General features: G+C 65.5%; 19 protein-coding genes. 7 read left to right on the forward strand and 12 right to left on the reverse strand.

Features of this window, described 5'->3' with window-relative positions; all coding sequences use genetic code 11:
- Nucleotides 1-736: tRNA (5-methylaminomethyl-2-thiouridine)(34)-methyltransferase MnmC2 (gene mnmC2 / locus AC27VE_RS25395; RefSeq protein ID WP_488705338.1), on the reverse strand; the 736-nt coding region annotated here is incomplete at its 3' end.
- A gap of 145 nt (nucleotides 737-881) precedes the next feature.
- Here mnmC2 and AC27VE_RS25400 point away from each other — a divergent pair.
- Nucleotides 882-1757, forward strand: a complete 876-nt coding sequence (locus AC27VE_RS25400; RefSeq protein WP_427959089.1) for an inositol monophosphatase family protein — start codon at nucleotides 882-884, stop codon at nucleotides 1755-1757.
- A 9-nt stretch (nucleotides 1758-1766) separates the two neighbouring features.
- On the opposite strand, the gene AC27VE_RS25405 is transcribed toward AC27VE_RS25400, so the two are convergent.
- Nucleotides 1767-3470: an AMP-binding protein gene (locus AC27VE_RS25405; protein WP_488705339.1), complete on the reverse strand. Its 1704-nt coding sequence runs from the start codon at nucleotides 3468-3470 to the stop codon at nucleotides 1767-1769.
- A 76-nt stretch (nucleotides 3471-3546) separates the two neighbouring features.
- Here AC27VE_RS25405 and AC27VE_RS25410 point away from each other — a divergent pair, with 76 nt between their 5' ends.
- On the forward strand, nucleotides 3547-4743 hold the full coding sequence (locus tag AC27VE_RS25410) for a M20 aminoacylase family protein (protein ID WP_006226285.1): 1197 nt from the start codon (nucleotides 3547-3549) through the stop codon (nucleotides 4741-4743).
- A gap of 2 nt (nucleotides 4744-4745) precedes the next feature.
- On the opposite strand, the gene AC27VE_RS25415 is transcribed toward AC27VE_RS25410, so the two are convergent.
- Complete coding sequence (locus AC27VE_RS25415; protein WP_088587632.1) at nucleotides 4746-5639, reverse strand: LysR family transcriptional regulator; 894 nt, start codon at nucleotides 5637-5639, stop codon at nucleotides 4746-4748.
- A 115-nt stretch (nucleotides 5640-5754) separates the two neighbouring features.
- Between AC27VE_RS25415 and AC27VE_RS25420 the strand changes: the two genes are divergently transcribed.
- From AC27VE_RS25420 to pagP, 4 genes are all read left to right on the forward strand, one after another.
- Nucleotides 5755-6867 carry a YeiH family protein gene (locus AC27VE_RS25420; RefSeq protein ID WP_488705340.1) on the forward strand — a complete coding sequence of 371 codons (1113 nt, stop codon included), beginning with the start codon at nucleotides 5755-5757 and terminating at the stop codon, nucleotides 6865-6867.
- A gap of 105 nt (nucleotides 6868-6972) precedes the next feature.
- Nucleotides 6973-7383, forward strand: coding sequence for an acyl-CoA thioesterase (locus AC27VE_RS25425; protein ID WP_006226282.1), 411 nt, complete (start codon nucleotides 6973-6975; stop codon nucleotides 7381-7383).
- 10 nt (nucleotides 7384-7393) lie between these two features.
- Nucleotides 7394-8866 (forward strand): magnesium transporter, encoded by a 1473-nt coding sequence (gene mgtE / locus AC27VE_RS25430; protein WP_315138046.1) that lies wholly within the window; start codon nucleotides 7394-7396, stop codon nucleotides 8864-8866.
- Nucleotides 8867-9023: 157 nt separating this feature from the next.
- A complete protein-coding gene (pagP, locus tag AC27VE_RS25435; RefSeq protein WP_427959077.1) occupies nucleotides 9024-9578 on the forward strand; it encodes a lipid IV(A) palmitoyltransferase PagP in 555 nt (184 codons plus the stop codon).
- A gap of 16 nt (nucleotides 9579-9594) precedes the next feature.
- Here pagP and AC27VE_RS25440 read toward each other — a convergent pair whose 3' ends face one another.
- From AC27VE_RS25440 to AC27VE_RS25480, 9 genes are all read right to left on the reverse strand, one after another.
- Nucleotides 9595-10206 carry a gamma-glutamylcyclotransferase gene (locus AC27VE_RS25440; RefSeq protein WP_488705341.1) on the reverse strand — a complete coding sequence of 204 codons (612 nt, stop codon included), beginning with the start codon at nucleotides 10204-10206 and terminating at the stop codon, nucleotides 9595-9597.
- A gap of 160 nt (nucleotides 10207-10366) precedes the next feature.
- Nucleotides 10367-10825, reverse strand: coding sequence for an Lrp/AsnC family transcriptional regulator (locus AC27VE_RS25445; RefSeq protein ID WP_006226278.1), 459 nt, complete (start codon nucleotides 10823-10825; stop codon nucleotides 10367-10369).
- Nucleotides 10826-10912: 87 nt separating this feature from the next.
- A complete protein-coding gene (locus AC27VE_RS25450) occupies nucleotides 10913-11692 on the reverse strand; it encodes an SDR family oxidoreductase (RefSeq protein WP_006226277.1) in 780 nt (259 codons plus the stop codon).
- Between the two features lie 153 nt (nucleotides 11693-11845).
- On the reverse strand, nucleotides 11846-13540 hold the full coding sequence (locus AC27VE_RS25455; protein WP_488705342.1) for a thiamine pyrophosphate-binding protein: 1695 nt from the start codon (nucleotides 13538-13540) through the stop codon (nucleotides 11846-11848).
- A gap of 59 nt (nucleotides 13541-13599) precedes the next feature.
- Complete coding sequence (locus tag AC27VE_RS25460) at nucleotides 13600-14586, reverse strand: tripartite tricarboxylate transporter substrate binding protein (RefSeq protein ID WP_035213767.1); 987 nt, start codon at nucleotides 14584-14586, stop codon at nucleotides 13600-13602.
- The gene (locus tag AC27VE_RS25465) at nucleotides 14583-15338 is read right to left on the reverse strand and encodes a GntR family transcriptional regulator (RefSeq protein WP_006226274.1); all 756 of its coding nucleotides are present in this window, start codon (nucleotides 15336-15338) and stop codon (nucleotides 14583-14585) included. The genes AC27VE_RS25460 and AC27VE_RS25465 overlap by 4 nt, the downstream gene beginning before the upstream one ends.
- A gap of 190 nt (nucleotides 15339-15528) precedes the next feature.
- The gene (locus tag AC27VE_RS25470; protein ID WP_280029038.1) at nucleotides 15529-16248 is read right to left on the reverse strand and encodes a VOC family protein; all 720 of its coding nucleotides are present in this window, start codon (nucleotides 16246-16248) and stop codon (nucleotides 15529-15531) included.
- Nucleotides 16249-16265: 17 nt separating this feature from the next.
- Nucleotides 16266-19001 carry a preprotein translocase subunit SecA gene (secA, locus tag AC27VE_RS25475; RefSeq protein WP_006226272.1) on the reverse strand — a complete coding sequence of 912 codons (2736 nt, stop codon included), beginning with the start codon at nucleotides 18999-19001 and terminating at the stop codon, nucleotides 16266-16268.
- A gap of 176 nt (nucleotides 19002-19177) precedes the next feature.
- On the reverse strand, nucleotides 19178-20164 hold the full coding sequence (locus tag AC27VE_RS25480) for a M23 family metallopeptidase (protein WP_006226271.1): 987 nt from the start codon (nucleotides 20162-20164) through the stop codon (nucleotides 19178-19180).
- Between the two features lie 127 nt (nucleotides 20165-20291).
- Here AC27VE_RS25480 and AC27VE_RS25485 point away from each other — a divergent pair, with 127 nt between their 5' ends.
- Complete coding sequence (locus tag AC27VE_RS25485; protein WP_006226270.1) at nucleotides 20292-20699, forward strand: DciA family protein; 408 nt, start codon at nucleotides 20292-20294, stop codon at nucleotides 20697-20699.
- The last annotated feature ends 165 nt before the right edge of the window (nucleotides 20700-20864 follow it).

Here is a 20864-nt window from a genome sequence, read left to right on the forward strand (position 1 = left end):
CCGCCGCCGCGCGGCCTTGCTCGCGAACCTCGCCCACCGTCATGTGCCATTTGCCGCCATAGCCCGGCTCGCGCCGGACATCGAAACCCGATTCCTGCAAGGCTTGCCGCAGCGCGCCGGTGCAGGCCCAAGTCGCCACTGTCGCCCCCGGCGCCGCAAGACCGGCCAACGTACGCAACAGCGGTTCAGCCCAGATATCCGGATTGCGGTCAGGGGCAAACCCGTCCAGGAAAAAGGCATCGACCCGTGCGCTCAAGCGCGGCGCCAGCACCTGTGCCCGCCCAAAACAAAGCGTCAACGTGACGGCGCCGTTCTCGAATTCCAGACGATGCAGCCCCGGCAGCAACACGGGCCACTGTGCGGCCAGGCGCTGCGCCAGCATCGCAAACGGCTCCGGTGCGTAGCGCACCAACAAGGCGGACAGATCTTCTTGCGTGAATGGATGGGCTTCCATCGAGATCACGTGCAGCGTGGCGGACCGTTGCGGATCATCGCGCCACGCCTTCCAGAGCGCCAGGAAATTCAGCCCCAGGCCGAAACCCGTCTCGCATACGGTGAACCCCTTGCGGCCCCGCCAGCGGCCGGGCAGCCCGTTGCCGCGCAAAAACACGTGCTCCGCCTGCCCCAACGCACCCGATGGCGAGTGATAGACATCGCCATACACGGGGCTATACAGCTTGCCGTCAGCGTCGATATCGACCACTGCGGGCGTCAAGGGAACATAGGGCGCAGACATGGGATCCCGGGAAAACAATCAAGGTTGAGACAACGGCGAATTATCGAGCGTCTGGCGCGCAGGCGTTGGATGGACACCACGCCGACGCCCGTGTTTCAGGCCTTTGCCTCAGATTTGACGCATACATGGGCTTACACTGGTTTACATGGATACCTATGATCAGCCCCGTTCGCAGGCTTCGCCCATAGACCTGTGCGCCGCCATCGACGCGGCCGTCACTGCGGCTCATGGCGGTGCGGCCATCCTGCAATCCTACGCGCATCACCGCGCCGATCTCGTGATCGACCGCAAGGCGCGCAATGATCTCGTCTCCCAGGCGGACCGCGAGGCAGAGGCCGTCATTATCCAGGAGCTGCAGACCCGCACGCCCAAGTTCGGCATCGTGGCCGAAGAGACCGGCGGCAAGCCCAAGGGCATCGCCACGTGGTACATCGATCCGCTCGACGGCACCACCAATTTCCTGCATGACATCCCGCACTACGCCGTGTCGATCGCGTTGATCGCCCACGCAGGCACCGCGGTATCAGCCACCGAAACCCTGGCGGAAGACACGCCCGTGATCGGCGTGGTGTACGACCCCAACCGCGAAGAGCTGTTCACCGCGGTGTATGGCATCGGCGCCTGGCTCAACGGCCGCCGCATCAAATGTTCGCGCACGCAGACGATCGAAGACTCCGTGCTGGCCACGGGCTTCCCGTTCCGGGACTTCTCTTTCGCCGGGCAATACATGCCCATGCTGGACGACGCCATCAAGCGCGCTCGCGGCGTGCGCCGCATGGGCGCAGCGGCGCTGGACCTGGCATGGACGGCTTGCGGCCGCTACGACGGCTATTGGGAAATGGGCCTGGCGCCCTGGGACGTGGCCGCCGGCACGCTGATCCTGCGCGAAGCGGGCGGCACCTGCACAGACATGCACAAGCTGGACCCCTGGCCGATCGGCGGACGCGTCGTGGCGGGCAACCCCGCCATCGAACGCGCCCTGCATGACATGATCGCGCCCCACCTCGCCAAGCCCGGCTGAAGCCGGGCTTCAGGCCGTCGCTTTGCCCGCGGGCGCGGCGGCCGGCGCATCGGGCCGCAGCTCGCGGCGCAGAATCTTGCCCACATTGCTCTTGGGCAGTTCATCGCGGAATTCCACGAAGCGCGGGCGCTTGTAGCCCGTCAGCTTTTCGCGGCACCAGTCCTGCACCTGGGCCTCGGTCAACGACGGATCGCTCTTGACCACGAACACCTTCACGGCTTCGCCCGAGTGCTCGTCCGGCACGCCGATCGCCGCGCATTCCAGCACGCCCGGCAGTTGCGCCACCACGGCCTCGACCTCGTTCGGATAGACCTTGAAGCCGGACACCGCGATCATGTCCTTCTTGCGGTCCACGATGCGCGTGTAGCCCTGCTCGTCCATGATGCCGATATCACCCGTGCGGAAGAATCCGTCGGCCGTCATGGACTGCCGCGTTTCCTCGGGCTTCTGCCAGTACCCCAGCATGACTTGCGGCCCGCGAATGCCCACTTCCCCGCGTTCGCCCAGCGGCACTTCGTGGCCGGCGTCATCGAGGATGGCCACGTCGGTGGACGGCAACGGCAAGCCGATGGAACCCGAATAGGCCGTGGCGTTGGTCGGGTTCACCGTCGCCACCGGCGAGGTCTCGGACAAGCCATAACCTTCGATCAGCGGCCTGCCGGTGATCTTCAGCCAGCGTTCGGCCACCGATTGCTGCACGGCCATGCCACCACCCAGCGTCAAGCGCAACGCCGAAAAATCCAGCTTCGCGAAATCCGGGTTGTGCGCCAACGCGTTGAACAGCGTATTGACGCCGGGGAACAGATTCACCGGCACCTTGCGCCACGCATTGATCAGCGACGGCTGGTCGCGCGGATTGATGATGAGCACGTTGCGCATGCCCGCGTGCAGGCCATACAGGCCGCACACCGTCATGGCGAACACGTGATAGAGCGGCAGCGCGCTGATGATGGTCAGCTGGCTATTCGCCAGGTCATGCACGACGGGCTGCGCCACGGCTTCCGTCTGCAGCACGTTGGCCGTCAGGTTGCGATGCGACAGCATGGCGCCCTTGGGCACGCCGGTGGTGCCACCGGTGTATTGCAGCACCGCCACGTCGTCCATCGTCAGCACGGGCGGCGTGAACGGCAGGCCCGCGCCGTCGTCCAGCACCTTGGGCAGCATGCGCGCGCCGTCGATCCGCCAGGCCGGCACGATCTTCTTGATATGGCGCGCGGCGAAGTTGACGATCGGCGCCTTCAGGCCGCCCAGCAGGTCGCCCGGCCCGGTCACGACCACGTGCTTGAGCTGCGCACGGTTCTTCACGGCCTGCAACGTGTGCGCGAAGTTTTCCAGGATCAGGATGACGGACGCGCCGCTGTCCTGCAACTGGCGTTCAAGTTCGTCGGCCGTGTAGAGCGGGTTGACGTTCACCACGACGAGCCCGGCGCGCAGCGTGCCCAGCATGCCGACCAGATATGCCGGCACGTTCGGCATCATCAGCGCAACGCGGGCGCCCTTGGGCAGCCCCAGGCTTTGCAGCCAACCGGAGAACGCGCGCGCATGCCGGTCCAGTTGCGCATAGGTGATGTCGCTGCCCATCGCCGTGCAGGCGATGCGCGAAGCGTATTGCTTGCAGGCCCGGTCCAGCAGGTCGGCCAGTGAGGAATAACCCTCAGTGGAGATCTCTGCCGGAACCCCCTGCGGGTAATGGGCAAGCCACGGACGCGTCATGGTAGTTGTCTCCATTAAATAGATTTTTGATTGATGATAACCTTGTTGCGTTCCCTTATTCCGCCTGACTTCCCCCATGAAACTGCTCGAACCTATCGTCGCCTGGCATCACGATATCTCCAAGATCCGCCGCGACATCCACGCGCATCCTGAATTGGCCTTCGAAGAATTCCGCACCGCCGACGTGGTGGCGGCCAAGCTCGAAGAATGGGGCATCGAAGTCGACCGCGGCCTGGGTGGCACGGGCGTCGTCGGCATCATCCGCGGCAACCAGCCCGGCGACCGCGCCGTGGGCCTGCGCGCCGACATGGATGCGCTGCCCATGCAAGAGGTCAACACCTTTGCCCACGCCAGCAAGAACGAAGGCAAGATGCACGCGTGCGGCCATGACGGCCACACCGCCATGCTGCTGGCCGCGGCGCAATACCTGTCGCAGCACCGCGATTACGCGGGCATCGTGTACGTGATCTTCCAGCCCGCCGAAGAAGGCGGCGGCGGCGCCAAGCGCATGATCGACGACGGCCTGTTCAAGCGTTTCCCGATGGAAGCGGTGTTCGGCATGCACAACTGGCCCGGCATGAAGCCCGGCCAGTTCGGCCTGACGCCCGGCCCCATCATGGCCTCCAGCAACGAATTCTCGATCGTGGTCAAGGGCAAGGGCACGCACGCCGGCATGCCCAACCTGGGCATCGATCCGGTCATGGCCGCGGTGCAACTGGCGCAGTCGCTGCAGACCATCATCACGCGCAACCGCAACCCGCTGGACGCGGCGGTGCTCAGCATCACGCAGATCCATGCCGGCAGCGCCGACAACGTCGTGCCGAACCACGCCGAATTGCGCGGCACGGTGCGCACCTTCACGCTGGACGTGCTGGACCTGATCGAACGCCGTATGGAAGAGATCACGCGCCACACCTGCGCGGCCATGGACTGCGAAGTGGAATTCACGTTCCAGCGCAACTACCCGCCCACGATCAACCACGCCGAAGAAGCTGCGTTCTGTGCCGACGTGCTGCGCGACATCGTCGGCGAGGCCAACGTCAACGACCACGTGCAACCCACGATGGGCGCGGAAGACTTCGCCTTCATGCTGCAGGAACTGCCGGGCTGCTACGTCTGGATCGGCAACGGCACGGGCGACCACCGCGACAGCGGCCACGGCCTGGGCCCCTGCATGCTGCACAACGGCAGCTATGACTTCAACGACGAACTGCTGCCCCTGGGCGGCACGTACTGGGTTCAACTGGCCCTGAAGCGTCTGGCCAAGGCCTGACCCTACCCGCCGTCCGCCGCCCCGACCGCCAGGCACATTGCCAAAAAGCGGCCGGTGGCGCGGGCGGCGGCGTCCGCATGCGGCACCAGGATGCTGAGCGTGCGGGTCAGCGGCTTGGGCAACAGGCGCAATGCCGCCAATGCCCCGTCCTCATGCCGCATCGACATGACGGACACGAACCCCACCCCCAGCCCCGCGCGCACCGCCTGCTTCACGCCTTCGACGCCGGCCAGCTCCAACCCCACCGACGGCGCCAGCCCCGCATCCGCGAACGCGCGCTCGACCAGCCGCCGTACGCCCGAGCCGGGTTCGCGCATCACAAGCGGCGACGCGGCCAGATCGCGCAACGTCACCGCGCCCTTGCCCGCCAGCGCGTGATCGGCCCGCACGATCGCCACGACTTCGTCCTGCCGCCAGGCATGCACCGCAGTATCCGCCGGCAAGCCGGTGGGCACATCGCCTTCAATAAAAGCCAGGTCCAGCGCGGGCAAGCGTTCGACGATTTCCCGCGTGTTGCCGTCGGACAGGTGCAGGCTGACCGCGGGAAAGGCGTGGCGGAAATCCGCCACCAGGCGCGGCAATAGATAGCTGGCGGGGGTGGTGCTGGCGCCCAGGCGCAGCGCGCCGGTTTCCAGCCCGCGCCACGTTTCGCGCACGGCCTGCGCCTGGCGATACACCTGGCGCAACTGCCGGGCCTGCTCGGCCAGGCGTTCGCCGGCTTCCGTCAGCGCGATGCCGTGCCCGCTGCGGCGGTACAGCGGTTCGCCGAACCATTCCTGCAGCATGCGCAGCTGGCCCGAGACCGCGGGTTGGGACAAATGCAGCACCTGGGCGGCGCGGCTGATGTTGCCGGTATCGGCCACACAAGCGAAGGTCAGCAACTGGTCCGGAGTCATGGCAGCCTAATTATCAGAATTTCTGATATTACATATTCAAAATAAAGATTTTTCAAATAGTAGGCCGGGATCTAATATTTCGTGAAGTTATTTAGATATGCCCAAAGGGCCAGTCATGAGCACCTCTTCCAGCACCACCGCCCCCCTTCCGGCCACTGCGGCCGCGACCGCAGCCGCAGCGGCTGCCGCAGCACCGGCTGCCGCAGCCACCACCACGCCGTGGCGGGACAAGCTCAACGGGGTGCTGTTCGTCGGCCTGATGGCGGGTGCAGTGATGCAGCTGGCCGACCTGCCCGCCATTCGCCAACTGGGTTTTTCCCCGCTGGTCGTGGGCATCGTCTGCGGCATGCTGTACGGCAACTTCCTGCGCGGCACGATGCCGGCCGATTGGGGCGTGGGCGTGAACTTCACCGCGCGGCGCCTCTTGCGCATCGCCGTGGCCTTTTATGGCTTGAACATCAGCATCCAGCAAATCGCGGCGGTGGGCCTGCCGGGGCTGGCCGTCTCGGTCGCCGTCGTGCTGGGCACCTTGCTGATCGGCACCGTCGTGGGGCAGCGCATGCTGGGCCTGGACCGCGACACGGCCATGCTGACGGCCGCCGGCAGCGCAATCTGCGGCGCTGCCGCCGTGCTGGCCTTCGAACCCACGCTGCGGGCCGCCCCGCACAAGAGCGCCGTCGCGGTCGCCACCGTGGTGCTGTTCGGCACCCTGTCCATGTTCCTGTACCCCATCCTGTACCACGCGGGCTGGCTTGATTTCGACACCCAGGCGCTTGGCATCTACATCGGCGGCACCATCCATGAGGTGGCGCAGGTCGTCGGCGCCGCCAGCAATATCGACCCCGCCACCACCGAAGTCGCCACCATCGTCAAGATGACCCGCGTGGCGCTCCTGGTGCCGGTGCTGCTGGTCCTGGGCATGTACTTGCGCAGTGCCGCCAGCCAGGCCGGCGGCCAGGCCAAGGGCGCCAAGCTGCCGATTCCCTGGTTCGCGGTCGGCTTCCTGGTGCTGGCCATCATCAACTCGCTCAATATCATCCCCCCCGACGCCATCGCCGCCGTCCGCCGCCTGGACGTCTTCGCCCTGACCATGGCCATGACGGCGCTCGGCATCGAAACCCGCTTCGCCCAGATCAAGAAAGCCGGCCCCCGCGTGATGGCGCTGGGTCTGATCCTGTACGCCTGGCTGTTGGTTGGCGGCTACGGTATCGTGAAGTTGGCGACCTGATCGCCGGGCCGCCGCGGCAAAGCGCCGCGGCGGCCCTTGCCGCACACGCCGCGGTCTCGTTTTTCCTGCATAATCGGCTGGTTCCCTTGCTTTGGAGTCGGCCGCATGACCTCCAGCACCAAAACCCCGTTTACGACTCTGCCTGCCAATCGCGACCCGGTATTGCGCGTCATGCCGATGCCCGCTGACGCGAATATCCACGGGGACGTCTTCGGCGGCTGGATCATGGCCCAGGTCGACATCGCCGGGTCGATCCCCGCCGCGCGCCGCGCCGCCGGCCGCGTGGCCACCGTCGCGGTCAATGCCTTCCAGTTCAAAGAGCCCGTGTTCGTGGGCGACCTCCTCAGCTTTTACGCATCCATCGCCAAGACCGGCACGACGTCGGTCACGGTGTCGGTCGAGGTCTATGCCGAACGCCAGCGCCTGGACGCCGAAGTCGTCAAGGTCACCGAGGCCACGCTCACCTACGTCGCCACCGACGAAGCGCGGCGCAGCCGCCCCCTACCCACTCTTTGAGCCGTAACGCATGACGCAGTCCGCCGCCGCGCAGAAACCGCCCGCGACGCCCCGCCGCCTCGACCCGGAAGACGCCCAGACCGCCTTGGCCGAAGTGCAGGAACGCCTGCGCCGCCAGCAATTGGTTGCCGACCTGGTGCATCGCCAGGAAGAAGGCGACGCCAAGGCCACGCTGGTCGAAGATCTGGTGCACCGCCAGCACGAGGCTGAACTCAAGACGCTGCTGGACGGCCTGCACCCGGCAGACATCGCCTTCATCCTGGAATCGCTGCCCAAGGACGAACGCCAGGCCATCTGGAAGCTGGTCAGCCCCGAGCACGACGCGGACGTGCTGCTGGAAGTCGAAGACTGGGTGCGGGAATCGCTGATCGAAGCGATGGACCGCCAGGACCTGGTTGCCGCCACCGGCAACATGGACGCCGACGAACTGGCCGACCTGGCGCCCGACCTGCCGCCCGACGTGGTGGCCGAAGTGCAGAAGGGCCTGACCGAAGAAGAACGCGCGCAGTTGCTGGAAGCCATGGGCTATCCGGAAGACAGCGTGGGCGCGATCATGGACTTCGAAATGGTCCGGGTGCGCGAGGACGTCACGCTGGAAGTGGTGTTGCGCTACCTGCGCCGCCTGCACGAGCTGCCCGACCACACCGACCAGATCTTCGTAGTGGACCGCCAGGACAAGCTGCAGGGCATCCTGCCCTTGTCGCGCCTGTTGGTCAGCGAGCCCGAAACCGAAGTGCGCGCCGTCATGAATGCGGATTTCCTGGCGCTGAACCCGCTGGATTCCGACGCCGACGCCGCCGGCGCATTCGAACGCTATGACCTCGTGTCCGCCCCCGTGATGGACGACCAGGGCCGCCTGATCGGCCGCGTCACCATCGCCGACGTCGTGGACGTGATGCGCGAAGACTCGCAGGAACAGGCGCTGTCACGCGCCGGTCTGCAAGAAGAAGACATCTTCGCGCCCGTCAGCACCGCCTTGCGCAACCGCGCGCCCTGGCTGCTGCTCAACCTCTGTACCGCGGCCACTGCCTCATTCGTGGCCTCCCAGTTCGAAGGCACCGTCAGCCAGATCGTCATCCTGGCGTTCCTGATGTCCATCGTGGCCGGCATCGGCGGCAATTCGGGCAACCAGACCATGACGCTCATCATCCGGGCGCTGGCCATGGGCCGGATCACCGGGCGCAACCTGTGGCAACTGGTCAAGCGCGAGCTGTTCGTGACCCTGCTGGTCGGGCTATGCGGCAGCCTGGTGGCCGCCCTCTTCGCTTGGGTGATCTCGCATTCGCTCTCGATTGCCGTGGTCATGATGGCCGCGATGGTCTGCAACATGCTGGTCGGCGCCTCGGTCGGCGTGCTGGTGCCGATGGTGCGTGCCCGCTTCGGCAAAGACCCCGCGATGGGGTCGTCGGTGCTGCTCACCTTCGCCACCGACTCGCTGGGCTTCTTCATCTTCCTGGGCCTGGCCACCTTCTTCCTGCTGTAGCCCCACTGCAACAACCACGCTTCGCCTGGTTTGCCTGCCCCGCTTGTGGGCGTGGGCAGGCCGGCGAACGTCGCCTCGTGACAGCGAAGTGACAGGGAAAACACCGCAGCTCCATGTAAAGTCATGAAACTGTCATCTTTTCCCTCGAATACCTGCAATGATCGCCAAACTCCGGGCGGCCCTCTTTTTCGTGCTGCTCTCGACTTTCGCCGCCACCGCCCAAGCCTGTGAAAACCTGCCCTCCTGGGCGCAGTCGGCCTGCAACCGCCTGGACCAGATCTGGACCGAGGGCGGCAACGACCTCTACGTGAGCGGCTACGCGTGGCACAACCGCGCGATGTACAGCCGCGAAAAGATCAACAGCTTCAACGAACTGGCCTGGGGCGGCGGCTACGGCCGCAGCATCTACGATGAAGACGGGGATTGGCAGGGCCTGTACGCCATGGCGTTCCTGGATTCGCACAGCAAGGTCGAACCCATCGCGGGCTACGGCTTTCTGAAGATCGGGCAGGTCAGCGAGAACTTCCGCCTGGGCGCGGGCTACACCGTCTTCCTGACCGCGCGCCACGACATCATGAGCTACGTGCCATTCCCGGGGATCCTGCCGCTGGTGGGCGCCGGCTACAAGGACGCCATGCTGTATGCGACCTACATTCCTGGGGCATCCGGCGCGGGCAACGTGTTGTTCGTCTTCGGCCGCTGGCACTTCTGACGCGCGCGGCCGCTGCCTAGAAGGCCTGGCCCAATTTCCGGACCAGGTCCCCCAGCCGCCAATCATCGATGCCGTGGGCGCGCAGCGCGCGCTCGGTTTCCACCACATAGTCCAGGCAAGGGCCGGATTGCCCCACGGCATTGCGCACGGAGGCCAGCAGGCGGTCATCGCTGATATCGGCCGCATACTCGTCGCAGGCGCGGTTCAGCAGGAAGACCAGACCCGGCACGGGAGCGGCGTCGGTATGGCAGGTCAGCCAGCGCGGGGTATAGGCGCCGGTCACCATCTCGCGGCGCCACAGCGCCTGGAACACCGTGGGCACATCGCTGGCCGCGATCTGGTAGGCCACGCCGCGGCAGCATCCGCCGCGATTCAGCCCGAACACCAGGCCGGGGTTGTCCGGCGACCCGCGGTGGTCGTGCGACCACAGGCAGAGCGACCGGTGATAACCGCGCACGGTCGCCAGGCGGCGTTCGCGCCACGCGAAACCGGGATGCCAGATCAGGGATCCATAGGCGAACACCCACAGATCGTCCACGCCGTTCCATCCGGCCAGCAGATCGTCCACCGACAGTGCTTGCCGCGTTTTTGCCAGACCGGCACAGCCGGCGGGTACTGCCAACGACATAGGGTCCTCTGATATCCCGATTCATTCCCTAGCAGGAATGAGCGATATCCTACGCCGAGGGCCGCGCAAAAGAATTGCGAGATGGGGCCTTCGCAACACGCCGAAAGAAATTTGCATCCGCCACGACCCGCGTGCGCGGAAAAAAATTGCGCGTCCGCTGCTAGACCGCGTCCAGGGGCAATTCCGTGGTGCTTTTGATGATTTCCATCGAGAAGCTGGCGCTGACGTCCAGCAGGTCGACCGCGCCGATCAGCCGGCGGTAGAAGCGGTCATAGGCGGCCATGTCCTCGACCACGACTTTCAGCAGGTAATCGATGTCGCCCGCCATGCGGTGGAACTCCACCACATTGGGCAGCGCCATGACGGCGTTGATCAGGCTCTGGGTCCATTTCTCGTTGTGCTGGCTGGTCTTGATCGACACGAAGACCGTCAGGTTCAGGCCCAGGGCGCGGGGGTCCAGCAGGATGGCATTGCGGGCGATGACGCCGTCATCCTTCAGCTTCTGGATACGGCGCCAGCACGGCGTGACCGACAGGTTCACCTGCTCGGCGATTTCGGCGACCGAACAGGTGGCGTCCTTCTGCAGCAACGCCAGTATCTTGATGTCGGTCTGGTCCATGGTTTCCTCAGCGCGGTGGGTGCCAATCTTGCCTGTTACGGCTGCCCGCGTCCAGCCACGCGCAGCACGCTGCCGGCCAAACCGCGCCTAGTAGGTGCCCGGGTAGCCGCCACCGTCGATCAGGATGCTTTGCGCGGTCATGTAGCCGGAATGCGCGGAACACAGATAGGCGCACAGCGCCCCGACCTCTTCCGGCTGCCCGTAACGGCCGGCCGGGTTCGCGCGCCCGCGCTCTTCCCAGAGCTGGTCGAACGTCTTGCCGGACTGCTCCAGCATGCCCTGGATATGCCTGACCTGCGCGTCGGTGGCGAACGCGCCCGGCAGCAGGTTGTTGATGGTGACGTTGTGCCGCACGGTCTGGCGCGCCAGGCCGCCCACAAAGCCGATCAGGCCCGACCGGGCGCCGTTGGACAAGCCCAGTTCGGCATGCGGGGCCTTCACGCTGCGCGACACGATGTTCACGATGCGGCCGAAGCGCCGCTCGATCATGCCGTCGACCACGCGCCGGATCATGTCGATCGGACCCAGCATCATGGCGTCCAGCGATGCGATCCAGTCCTCGCGCGTCCAGTCCCGGAAGTCGCCGGGCAAGGGGCCGTCGGCGTTGTTGATGAGGATGTCGGGGTGCGGGCAGGCGGCGATCGCCGCGTCCCGACCGTGCGGCTGGGTCAGGTCAGCCGACACCCAGCCCACGCCGTTGCCGGTTTCTCGGGAGATCTCGGCGGCGGCCTGCTCCAGCGTCTGCGGGTTGCGGGCCGCGATGGTCACCGCCACCCCCTCGCGCGCCAATTGCAGCGCGCAAGCCCGGCCCATGCCGCGGCTGCCGCCAAAGACCAATGCCGTTTTGCCGCTGATGCCCAGATCCATGCTGTCGCTCCCGTTGCGTGTCGCGCCACCGACCTGGGCCGCTGCGCCGAAGCGCACCAGTATAGGAGCGCCCGCCGCGCTTCGGAATGGAATTTTTTGCGGCGCTGCCGCTCAACCCCTCCTACGACACGGCAGCAGCGCCCCCTGGCGGGATCACCCCATCCACTGGCTGACCGGTGCCGCCGCGTCCTGCAAGGGCTGCGCGACCACATCGATCAACGCCGGGCCGTCATGCTCCATGGCGGCTTTGATCGCGGCATCCAGCTTGGACGGATCCTCCACGCGCCAGGCCTTCACGCCGTAGGCTTCGGCGATGCGGGCATGGTCGGTGCGGTTGAAGTCCACGCTGTAGTAGCGCTGGTCGTAGCCCGCTTTCTGGCTGGCCTTGATCCAGCCGTAGACCGAATTCGAAAACACGATCATCAGCAGCGGCGCCTTGTGGCGCACGATGGTTTCCAGTTCGCCCACCGTGAAGCCGAAGCTGCCGTCGCCCATCACCGACACGCACTTCGATTGCGGGCGGCCGACCCACGCCCCGAGCGCCGCCGACATCGAAAAGCCCAATGCGCCGTGCGCGCGGTTGGTAATGAAATGCCGGCCGGGGCGCGACACGTCGTAGTAGGCCGAGAAGTACGGGCAAGGCGTGCCGGGGTCCGCGCACACGACCGCGTCATCCGGCAGCAGGCGGTTCAGCGACTGCACGACGCGCTCGGGGCGAATCGGTGCATCCAGGCTGTTGGCCAACGGTTCCAGCTGCGCCAGGCGGGCGGCCTTGGCGCGGCCGGCCAGCACCGCGCCGTCCACGGCGTCGGAATTCCGGTGCGCCAGGCGGGCCTGCACCTCGGCGCCCAGCGCTTCCAGCGCCAGCTTGGCGTCGCCCACCAGGCCGACTTCGGTCAGGTAGTTGGCCCCGATCACCATAGGATCGATATCGATGTGCAGGATGGGCACGTCGCGGTTCGGAAAGCGCCAGTGCTCGGTCGACGTCGACCCGGCGCGGCAGCCCACGAACAGCACCACGTCGGCCGCGGCCACCACATCACGCGTGGCCATCACGCCACCATTGGAGCCCACCACGCCAGCGTTCAGCGGATGCGTGTCGGCCAGGCTGCCCTGCCCGCTGACCGTCACGCAAACCGCCGCCTTCAGCGTTTCGGCCAGCGTCTGCAAGGCATCGCTGGCGCCGGCGATGACCACACCGCCGCCGCAGATGATCACTGGGGCGCGGGCGCCAACCAGGCGCTGCGCGGCGCGTGCCACGTCCGCGGGGTCCGGCGCGAAGCGCATCGACGGGAACTGGCCGTGCTCGGGCTGCGCCCAGACATCGGACGCGTCCACTTGCTGCTTCATCACGTCATACGGAAAGCACAGGTGCGCCGCGCCGGGCTTGCCGGTAGTCATGGCGCGGAATGCCGCGCGCACCATGCCGGGAATCTGGTCGGCCCGATCGATCGTGCGGTTCCATTTCGTCAGCGGACGGTACAGCGCTTCCTGGTCCAGCTCCGTCAGCGGATACTTGCCGCGCGAGCCCACCGCCACGTCGGAGGTGATGCCCAGGACGGGAATCGACGACTCGTTGGCTTCAACGAGACCCGGCAGCAAATAGGTCGCGCCGCCGCCGCTAGGGCCTTCGCAAACGCCGACCTTACCGGTCACGCGGGCGTAGGCGTCGGCCATGTAGCCAGCGCTGCGCTCATCGCGCGTCAGGATGTGCTGCATGCCGTGGTCCAGGCGGTACAGCGCATCGTAGAACGGCAAGCTGGTGTCGCCGCACAGGCCAAATATATGTTTGACGCCGTTGTGCTGCAGCATCCGCACCATGGCTTCGGCGCCGGTCAGGTTTTCCATGTCATCTCCACGTGTTTCGTGGACGGAACCGGGCGGCGCACCGCCCGGCGGTCCGCCACTCAGTTATCCAGATTGATGTTGCTGCTCTTGATGAACGCGCTCCAGCGGTCGTATTCCGACTTCACGTAGGCATCCAGCGCAGGGCCGTCGGATGCCACGATCTCGAAGCCCGCTTCCGTGACCTTCTTCTTGATTTCCGGGTCGGCCAGCACCGCCTTGAAGTCCGCAGTCAGCTTCTTCACCGTGGCCTCGGGCGTGCCCTTAGGCGCGAACATGCCGCTCCACGAATAGGCGACAAAACCCGGGAACCCGGACTCGGCCACCGTCGGCACATTCGGCAGTTCTGGCAGGCGCTTTTCGCCCGCCACGGCCAGCGGCTTGATCTTGCCGGCCTGGATCTGGCCGCGCAGCGCCGCAAAGCTCAGCCACGTCATGTTGGCCTGCCCGCCCACCACCGCCTGGATGGCCGGCCCGCCGCCGCCATACGGTACGTGCAGCAGCTCCACTTTCGACAGCCGCTTGAGTTCTTCGGGTGCCAGGTGGTTCAGCGAACCGACGCCTGTCGACGCATAGTTGAATTTGTTCGGCGACTCTTTGGCGGCGGCCGCCAGGAAGGCTTTCAGGTTATCCCCAGGCACGCCTGGGTTCGCGCCGATCACCAGCGGAAAGCGCACGGTCTGCGAGATCGCCACGAAATCCTTGAACGTGTCGTACGGCAGCTTGGACTTCACGGCAGGATTGATGCCGTGGTTGTCGAAGCTGACCAGCAGCGTATTGCCATCCGGTTCGGCGCGGGCCACAAAGGCCGTCGCGATCTGGCTGGCCGCGCCCGGGCGGTTTTCCACCACTACCGCGCGTCCGCCCAATTGCTGCGACAGGCGCGGCTGCAGGATGCGCGCCAGGATGTCCGTGCTGCCGCCCGGCGGATACGGCACCACCAGGATCAGTGGCCGTTCTTCGGCTGCGGCCGGCGCGGCGATCATGGCGCCCCCGGCCGCGGCTGTCGCGCATAGCGCCGCGAGTACCCGCTTCATCGTGTGAGTCATTTTTTTTCCCCTGCTGTCATGGTGTTGGCCGGCGCTGCCGTGGCGGGTTCGGCCTGGTCCCGCATGTAAATCGTTGAAAAACCCGTGCGTATCACGTCCGTGATCTGATCCAGCCGGCGTCCGATATGCGTGTTCATCAAGCCCGGCAAGGCGTCCATGTCGCGTTGCTCCAGCGCCTGCACGATGCGCAGGTGCTCGCCCTGGGTATGGCTGCGCCGGCCCTGCTGCATGTCGATCCAGCGCACAAAATGGATGCGGGCATTGACGCTTTCCAGCGCGCGCACAAATTCTTCGTTGCGCGACAGGCGGGCCAGTTGCAGGTGGAAGGCTTCATCCAGTTCCAGCAGGCGCGTCGCGTCGCTGTCTTCCGGCACGTCCCGGGAACGCTCGACGAATTGCCGCAACCCGGCCAGTTCTTCGTCGCTGGCGCGCTCGCAGGCGGCGCGCACGATGCCGGCCTCCAGTACCGCGCGGTATTCGTACAGGCTGTGGATCTGCTTGGCGTCCAGCAAGCGGGCGATAAAGCCCCGGTTGACCGAGCGAGTCAGAAAGCCCTCGACCATCAACTGGTTCAGCACCTCGCGCAGCGGCGTGCGACTGACATTCAGGCGCCGCGCCAGCTCGACTTCATTGATGCGTTCGCCCGGCTTGAAATCAAAGCGCACCGCCATCGCCTTGACGGCGCCATACAGCTCGGCCTGGCCGGCGGAAGTGCGGGCGGCGGGTCGGATGGCGGAAGGGGTTTGCGGCATACCGGGTCGAAAACGGGAAGGTTTCCAGGGGAATGAAGTGCATACTAAAGTGCATACACTTTGGCCGACAACCCGGGTTTGCCCGGACGCGGGCAGGCGAACGCCCGCCGCCAACGCGGCGAACGTCAAGCAGAACCGGAAATGAAAACGGGCCCGACGGGCCCGTACGAATGCTGGCGAAACGAAGGAATTACAGGCCGGTATCCAGCGTGTAGTGCGCGCCGTCGCGGTTTTCCAGCGTCAGCGTGGTCAGCGTGGGGGTCGCGGCTGCGGCATCCTGCTGCACGTGGATACGCAGATTGGCCAACGGCACATCCCAGCCGCCGGTAGCGGCTTCGGCGCTGACGTCCGCCACCAGCGCCAGCCGTTCGGCCACCGCCCGTGCATCCGCCGCGCGGGCGTCGATGCGCAGCAGGCTACGCGCGCCGTTGGGGTGCGCCATCAATTCAGGCGACCAGACGCACTCGGGCGTCAGATGGCGGCAAAAATACATGCGGATGCCGGGCAAGGGCTGCTCGGCAAAACGCACGGTGTGAAAACGCGCCTGCACTTCCTGGCCGTCCAGCATCGCGGGACGGGTCAGCTCCTGCACGGGATTCACGGCAAAACCCGCCGCCTTCAGCCGCTCGTACGTGGCCTCGGCATCATAGGTGCGGAACACCAGCGCCTCCAGCCCGAACGGCGAATCGGCGATTTCACGGCGCACCGGCGGCGCCCCCGCCGGCCAGCCCAGCAGTTCGACATACGTGCTTTCCAGCACGATCAACCGATTGCACGACCCCAGGTTATGCACCGCCTTGTCGCTCAGGTGAAAGCCCTGACGCTCGAAGTGCGGCGCCAGCGCATCCAGCCGGTCGCGCACCATGACGACGGCATGGTCGAATTCGGTACGGCCGACGGAATGCAGCATGGCGTGTTATCCCTGGATCAGACGAGCTTGCCGTGGCACTGCTTGTACTTCTTGCCGCTGCCGCACGGGCACGGGTCATTGCGGCCGACCTTCGGCAACGCGTTGCGCACCGGCTGTGCACCATCGTCCGATTCCGACTGGGCCAGGGCTTCGTCGTAGTCCGAGTGATGGTATTGCACGTTCTGCACATGCGGCTGGGCGGCTTCGGCTTCGGCCTGTTCGACCTGTTCCGACGACTGCACGCGCACCGTCATCAGCACGCGGACGACGTCGTCGCGGATGCGGTCCAGCATGCCCGAGAACAGTTCGAAGGCTTCGCGCTTGTATTCCTGCTTGGGATTCTTCTGCGCATAGCCGCGCAGATGGATGCCCTGACGCAGGTAATCCAGCGCCGACAGGTGTTCGCGCCAGTGCGTGTCGATCGCTTGCAGCATGATCGAACGCTCGAACTGCGACCACGATTCCGTCCCCACCTGATCGACCTTGGCTTGGTAGGCGTCGCGGGCAGCAGCCAGCACGCGCTCGCGCAGGTCTTCGTCGGTCAGGCTGGTTTCTTTCTCCAGCATCTCGGTCAGCGGCAGATGCAGCTGCCAGTCGGCTTCCAGCGCCTTCTGCAGCGCCGGCACGTCCCACTGCTCTTCCACCGATTCCGGCGGCACGTACGTGTTGAACAGATCGGTCACGGCGGCGTCACGCAGGTTCTGCACGGTGGCGCCCACGCTGGCGGCTTCCAGCACGTCATTGCGCTGGGAATACAGCACCTTGCGCTGGTCGTTGGCCACGTCGTCGTATTCCAGCAATTGCTTGCGGATGTCGAAGTTGCGGCCTTCCACCTTGCGCTGCGCGGTTTCGATCGAACGCGTCACCATGCCCGCCTCGATGGGCTCGCCTTCCGGCAGCTTCAGGCGTTCCATGATGGCGCGCACGCGGTCGCCCGCGAAAATGCGCATCAGCGAATCTTCCAGCGACAGGTAGAAACGGGACGAGCCCGGATCGCCCTGGCGGCCGGCACGGCCACGCAGCTGGTTGTCGATACGGCGCGATTCGTGGCGCTCGGTGCCGATGATGCGCAGGCCGCCGGCGGCCTTGACCTGCTCGTTCAGCGGCTTCCACTCGGCACGCACCTTTTCGATGCGCGCGGCCTTTTCGGCTTCCGACAGCGATTCGTCGGCGCGGATCAGGTCGACCTGCTTGTCGACGCTGCCGCCCAGCACGATGTCGGTGCCGCGGCCCGCCATGTTGGTGGCGATGGTGATGTGGCCCGGCTTGCCGGCTTCGGCAACGATCTCGGCTTCGCGGGCGTGCTGCTTGGCGTTCAGCACTTCGTGCGGCAGCTTGGCCTTCTTCAGGAGGCCCGAAAGCAGCTCGGAGTTTTCGATGCTGGTGGTGCCCACCAGCACGGGCTGGCCGCGCTCGTGGCAATCACGGATGTCTTCAAGGATCGCGTTGTACTTTTCCGGATCGGTCTTGAAGACCTGATCGTTCTGGTCCTTGCGGATCATGGGCTTGTTGGTCGGGATGATGACCGTTTCAAGCCCGTAGATTTCCTGGAATTCGTACGCTTCCGTATCGGCCGTACCGGTCATGCCGGACAGCTTTTCGTACATGCGGAAGTAGTTCTGGAACGTGATGGACGCCAGCGTCTGGTTCTCGTGCTGGATCTTCACGCCTTCCTTGGCCTCGACGGCCTGGTGCAGGCCATCGGACCAGCGGCGGCCCACCATCAGGCGGCCCGTGAATTCGTCGACGATCACCACCTCGCCGTCCTGCACGACGTACTGCTGGTCGCGGAAGAACAGGTTGTTGGCGCGCAGAGCCACCATCAGGTGGTGCATCAGCGCGATGTGGCGGGGGTCGTACAGCGACTCGCCTTCCGGCAGGATGCCCAGGCGGGCCAGGATGGCTTCGGCGTTTTCATGCCCGGCTTCGGACAGGTAGACCTGCTGGCTCTTTTCGTCGACCCAGTAGTCGCCTTCGGGTTCCGGCTCCTGCGGCTTGGGCTCGCTGGCCATGCGCTTGAGCAGCGGCGGCACCGCGTTCATGCGGATGTAGAGCTCGGTATGGTCTTCAGCCTGGCCGGAGATGATCAGCGGCGTGCGGGCTTCGTCGATCAGGATCGAGTCCACTTCGTCGACGATGGCGTAGAACAGCACGCGTTGGCGGCGGTCCTCAACACGGTATTCCATGTTGTCGCGCAGGTAATCGAAGCCGAATTCGTTATTGGTGCCGTACGTGATGTCGGCGGCGTAGGCGGCCTTCTTCTCGTCGTTGGGCTGCTGCGGCACCACCACACCCGTGGTCATGCCCAGGAAGTGGTACAGGCGCCCCATCCATTCAGCGTCGCGGCGGGCCAGGTAATCGTTCACCGTCACCACGTGCACGCCCTTGCCGGCGACCGCGTTCAGGTAGACGGGCAACGTGGCCATCAGCGTTTTGCCTTCCCCCGTGCGCATTTCGGCGATCTTGCCGCTGTGCAGCGCGATGCCGCCCAACAGCTGGGAGTCGAAGTGGCGCATACCGAACACCCGCTTGCCGGCTTCGCGCACAACGGCGAACGCTTCGGGCAGCAGGTCGTCCAGCGTGGTGCCCTGGGCGTATCGGGATCGGAATTCGTCAGTCTTGGCCGCCAGCTCCGCATCGGAAAGCGCGGAAATCTTGGGCTCCTGCCCATTGATCTGGGTTACCAGCTTGCGATACTGCTTAAGCAGCCGGTCGTTGCGGCTACCTATGAGTTTTTTGAGCAGAGAAACCATGCGTATGTCGGCCGCACGTGCCACGCCGCGCCTGCAAAGGGCCAGGGCAGCGTCACCCGTGACTTTGATGTTATTGGTTGAGCGGGGGTCCGCTGGGAAACGAACCAGTTTAACGCACCTGGAGCGTAATAGCCTGGATCTATGGCCAGGGTGCTGTCATTGTCCTGTTGGACCGGTCAGCGCGCCGCAGGTTCAGTCGCCGTCGCCTGCGCCACGGCAGGCGGGGCATGCTGCTGCGATCCCAGGAACAATCTGGGGTCCAGCGGCTGTCCGGCAAGGCGGACTTCAAAGTGCAGATGGGGGCCGGTCGATCGGCCCGAGCTGCCTACGCGCGCCACTTGCTGGCCGCGGTCAACCAATTGCCCCTGCTTGACCATCAAGGACGAAGCATGGGCGTAGCGGGTGATCAGGCCATCGCCGTGATCGATCTCAACCATATTGCCGAAACCCGGTTGAAACTTGGCTTCCAGCACCACCCCGCCCGAGGCCGCCAGGATAGGCGTGCCCGACGGCGCGGCGAAATCCAGCCCTTCGTGCATGGCCGTGCGCCCCGTAACCGGGTTACGGCGCCAGCCGTACGAAGAACTCAGATAGGGATAATCGGTGATCGGCATGGCGGTCGGCATGCGCGCCTGGTCCGCCGAGCGCTTGGTCAACGCCGCGTCCAGCAGTTTCAGGTTGTCCGACTGCTGCGCCAGCCGCGCCTGGATTTCATCCAGTTGGCGGCCCAGCGCTTCGGCCGAGGCCGCGCTGGGCGGCGGATGATCGGTGAACAGGTCGTCCATGACCTGGGTGGCTTCCGGCTGGGTCAGCGCTTCGGGCTGCGCCACGGCCAACTGCTTGGCCAGTTCCGGGTCGGTGTAGGCCACGCCTGCCACCTTGGCCACGCGCTGGCCCAATCCGTCGATGCTGACCAGCTTGGCCTGCAGCGCACCCACCTTGGCGGCCAGCAAGTTCATGTTTCCACGCAGGAAATCGGTGTCGCGCCCCGGCTGCCCGCCCAATGGCCAGCCCACGGTCTGGACGGTGGGCAGTATCGGAGTAAGGTATCGTTGTAGTGCGGCGCCGAAGATGGCTGCCGTGACGAGCGCGGCCCCGAGAAACAACGCCAACCGCGCGCCTCCCAGGGTGAAATGCCCGTCCCGCCCGTCGCGGGCGTGCATAATCACGATTTTCAAGGTTGCTTCCTAATTCTTTAAAGCCGGGATGAATAGACCTACTTCAACCCGTCAACGTTCCGGTTCCAGCCGGCGGAAAGAAAATACCGCACTGGGATGGCTGGGTCATGACATGCGGGGCGCCGGGGTACTGGCGACTGCCCGCAAGCACTTGCAAATTCAGTATGCGGTGGCGGCGGTTCTGCCCACCCCGCTGGGTGCTGTCTGCCAGGTGGGCAAACTGGAAAACCAGTGCCTGCACCTGGTGGTGCCCAGTGCTGCCCATGCCGCCAAGATGCGTCAATTGGCGCCGCGCATCGCGCGTACCTTGGCAGACCAAGGCTGGAACCTTAACGAAATTGCCGTGAAGGTACAAGCGGGGTTACCGAAGCCCGGTGCCCGTCAGCCGCGCCCTCCCAAAGAGGCGCAACCGCTTGGGGACAAGGCCCTGGGCGCGTTCGAGTCGCTGCACGACAGCCTGCGGCCCGGCCCGTTGGCCGACGCGGTCGCCAAGCTTTTAAGGCATCACAAGCGTAGCTGAATCAATACGGCCCTGTCCGGCGCCAGAGGCGCCCGGAAACGAAGCGAAACCAAGTTTTCGAGCGATTAGCCCGATGGTTTGCGACCGGATGGCGACTTTTGCTCAGGAGGATGGCAACCTGCGCCATCCTTAAGCGGGAACCTGATGGGATCCGGGGACAGGCCC

It is taken from the genome of Achromobacter sp. 18P8.1.1, from assembly GCF_057799415.1.

Coding starts and splice junctions, on each gene's coding strand:
- pagP (WP_427959077.1), top strand. CDS start 9,024: ATGATCGCCAAACTCCGGGCGGCCCTCTTTTTCGTGCTGCTCTCGACT.
- secA (WP_006226272.1), bottom strand. CDS start 19,001: ATGGTTTCTCTGCTCAAAAAACTCATAGGTAGCCGCAACGACCGGCTG.
- AC27VE_RS25470 (WP_280029038.1), bottom strand. CDS start 16,248: ATGCTGCATTCCGTCGGCCGTACCGAATTCGACCATGCCGTCGTCATG.
- AC27VE_RS25405 (WP_488705339.1), bottom strand. CDS start 3,470: ATGACGCGTCCGTGGCTTGCCCATTACCCGCAGGGGGTTCCGGCAGAG.
- AC27VE_RS25400 (WP_427959089.1), top strand. CDS start 882: ATGGATACCTATGATCAGCCCCGTTCGCAGGCTTCGCCCATAGACCTG.
- AC27VE_RS25485 (WP_006226270.1), top strand. CDS start 20,292: ATGCGGGGCGCCGGGGTACTGGCGACTGCCCGCAAGCACTTGCAAATT.
- AC27VE_RS25465 (WP_006226274.1), bottom strand. CDS start 15,338: ATGCCGCAAACCCCTTCCGCCATCCGACCCGCCGCCCGCACTTCCGCC.
- AC27VE_RS25415 (WP_088587632.1), bottom strand. CDS start 5,639: ATGACTCCGGACCAGTTGCTGACCTTCGCTTGTGTGGCCGATACCGGC.
- AC27VE_RS25440 (WP_488705341.1), bottom strand. CDS start 10,206: ATGTCGTTGGCAGTACCCGCCGGCTGTGCCGGTCTGGCAAAAACGCGG.
- AC27VE_RS25460 (WP_035213767.1), bottom strand. CDS start 14,586: ATGACTCACACGATGAAGCGGGTACTCGCGGCGCTATGCGCGACAGCC.
- AC27VE_RS25450 (WP_006226277.1), bottom strand. CDS start 11,692: ATGGATCTGGGCATCAGCGGCAAAACGGCATTGGTCTTTGGCGGCAGC.
- AC27VE_RS25445 (WP_006226278.1), bottom strand. CDS start 10,825: ATGGACCAGACCGACATCAAGATACTGGCGTTGCTGCAGAAGGACGCC.
- AC27VE_RS25425 (WP_006226282.1), top strand. CDS start 6,973: ATGACCTCCAGCACCAAAACCCCGTTTACGACTCTGCCTGCCAATCGC.
- mgtE (WP_315138046.1), top strand. CDS start 7,394: ATGACGCAGTCCGCCGCCGCGCAGAAACCGCCCGCGACGCCCCGCCGC.
- AC27VE_RS25480 (WP_006226271.1), bottom strand. CDS start 20,164: ATGCACGCCCGCGACGGGCGGGACGGGCATTTCACCCTGGGAGGCGCG.
- AC27VE_RS25410 (WP_006226285.1), top strand. CDS start 3,547: ATGAAACTGCTCGAACCTATCGTCGCCTGGCATCACGATATCTCCAAG.
- AC27VE_RS25420 (WP_488705340.1), top strand. CDS start 5,755: ATGAGCACCTCTTCCAGCACCACCGCCCCCCTTCCGGCCACTGCGGCC.
- AC27VE_RS25455 (WP_488705342.1), bottom strand. CDS start 13,540: ATGGAAAACCTGACCGGCGCCGAAGCCATGGTGCGGATGCTGCAGCAC.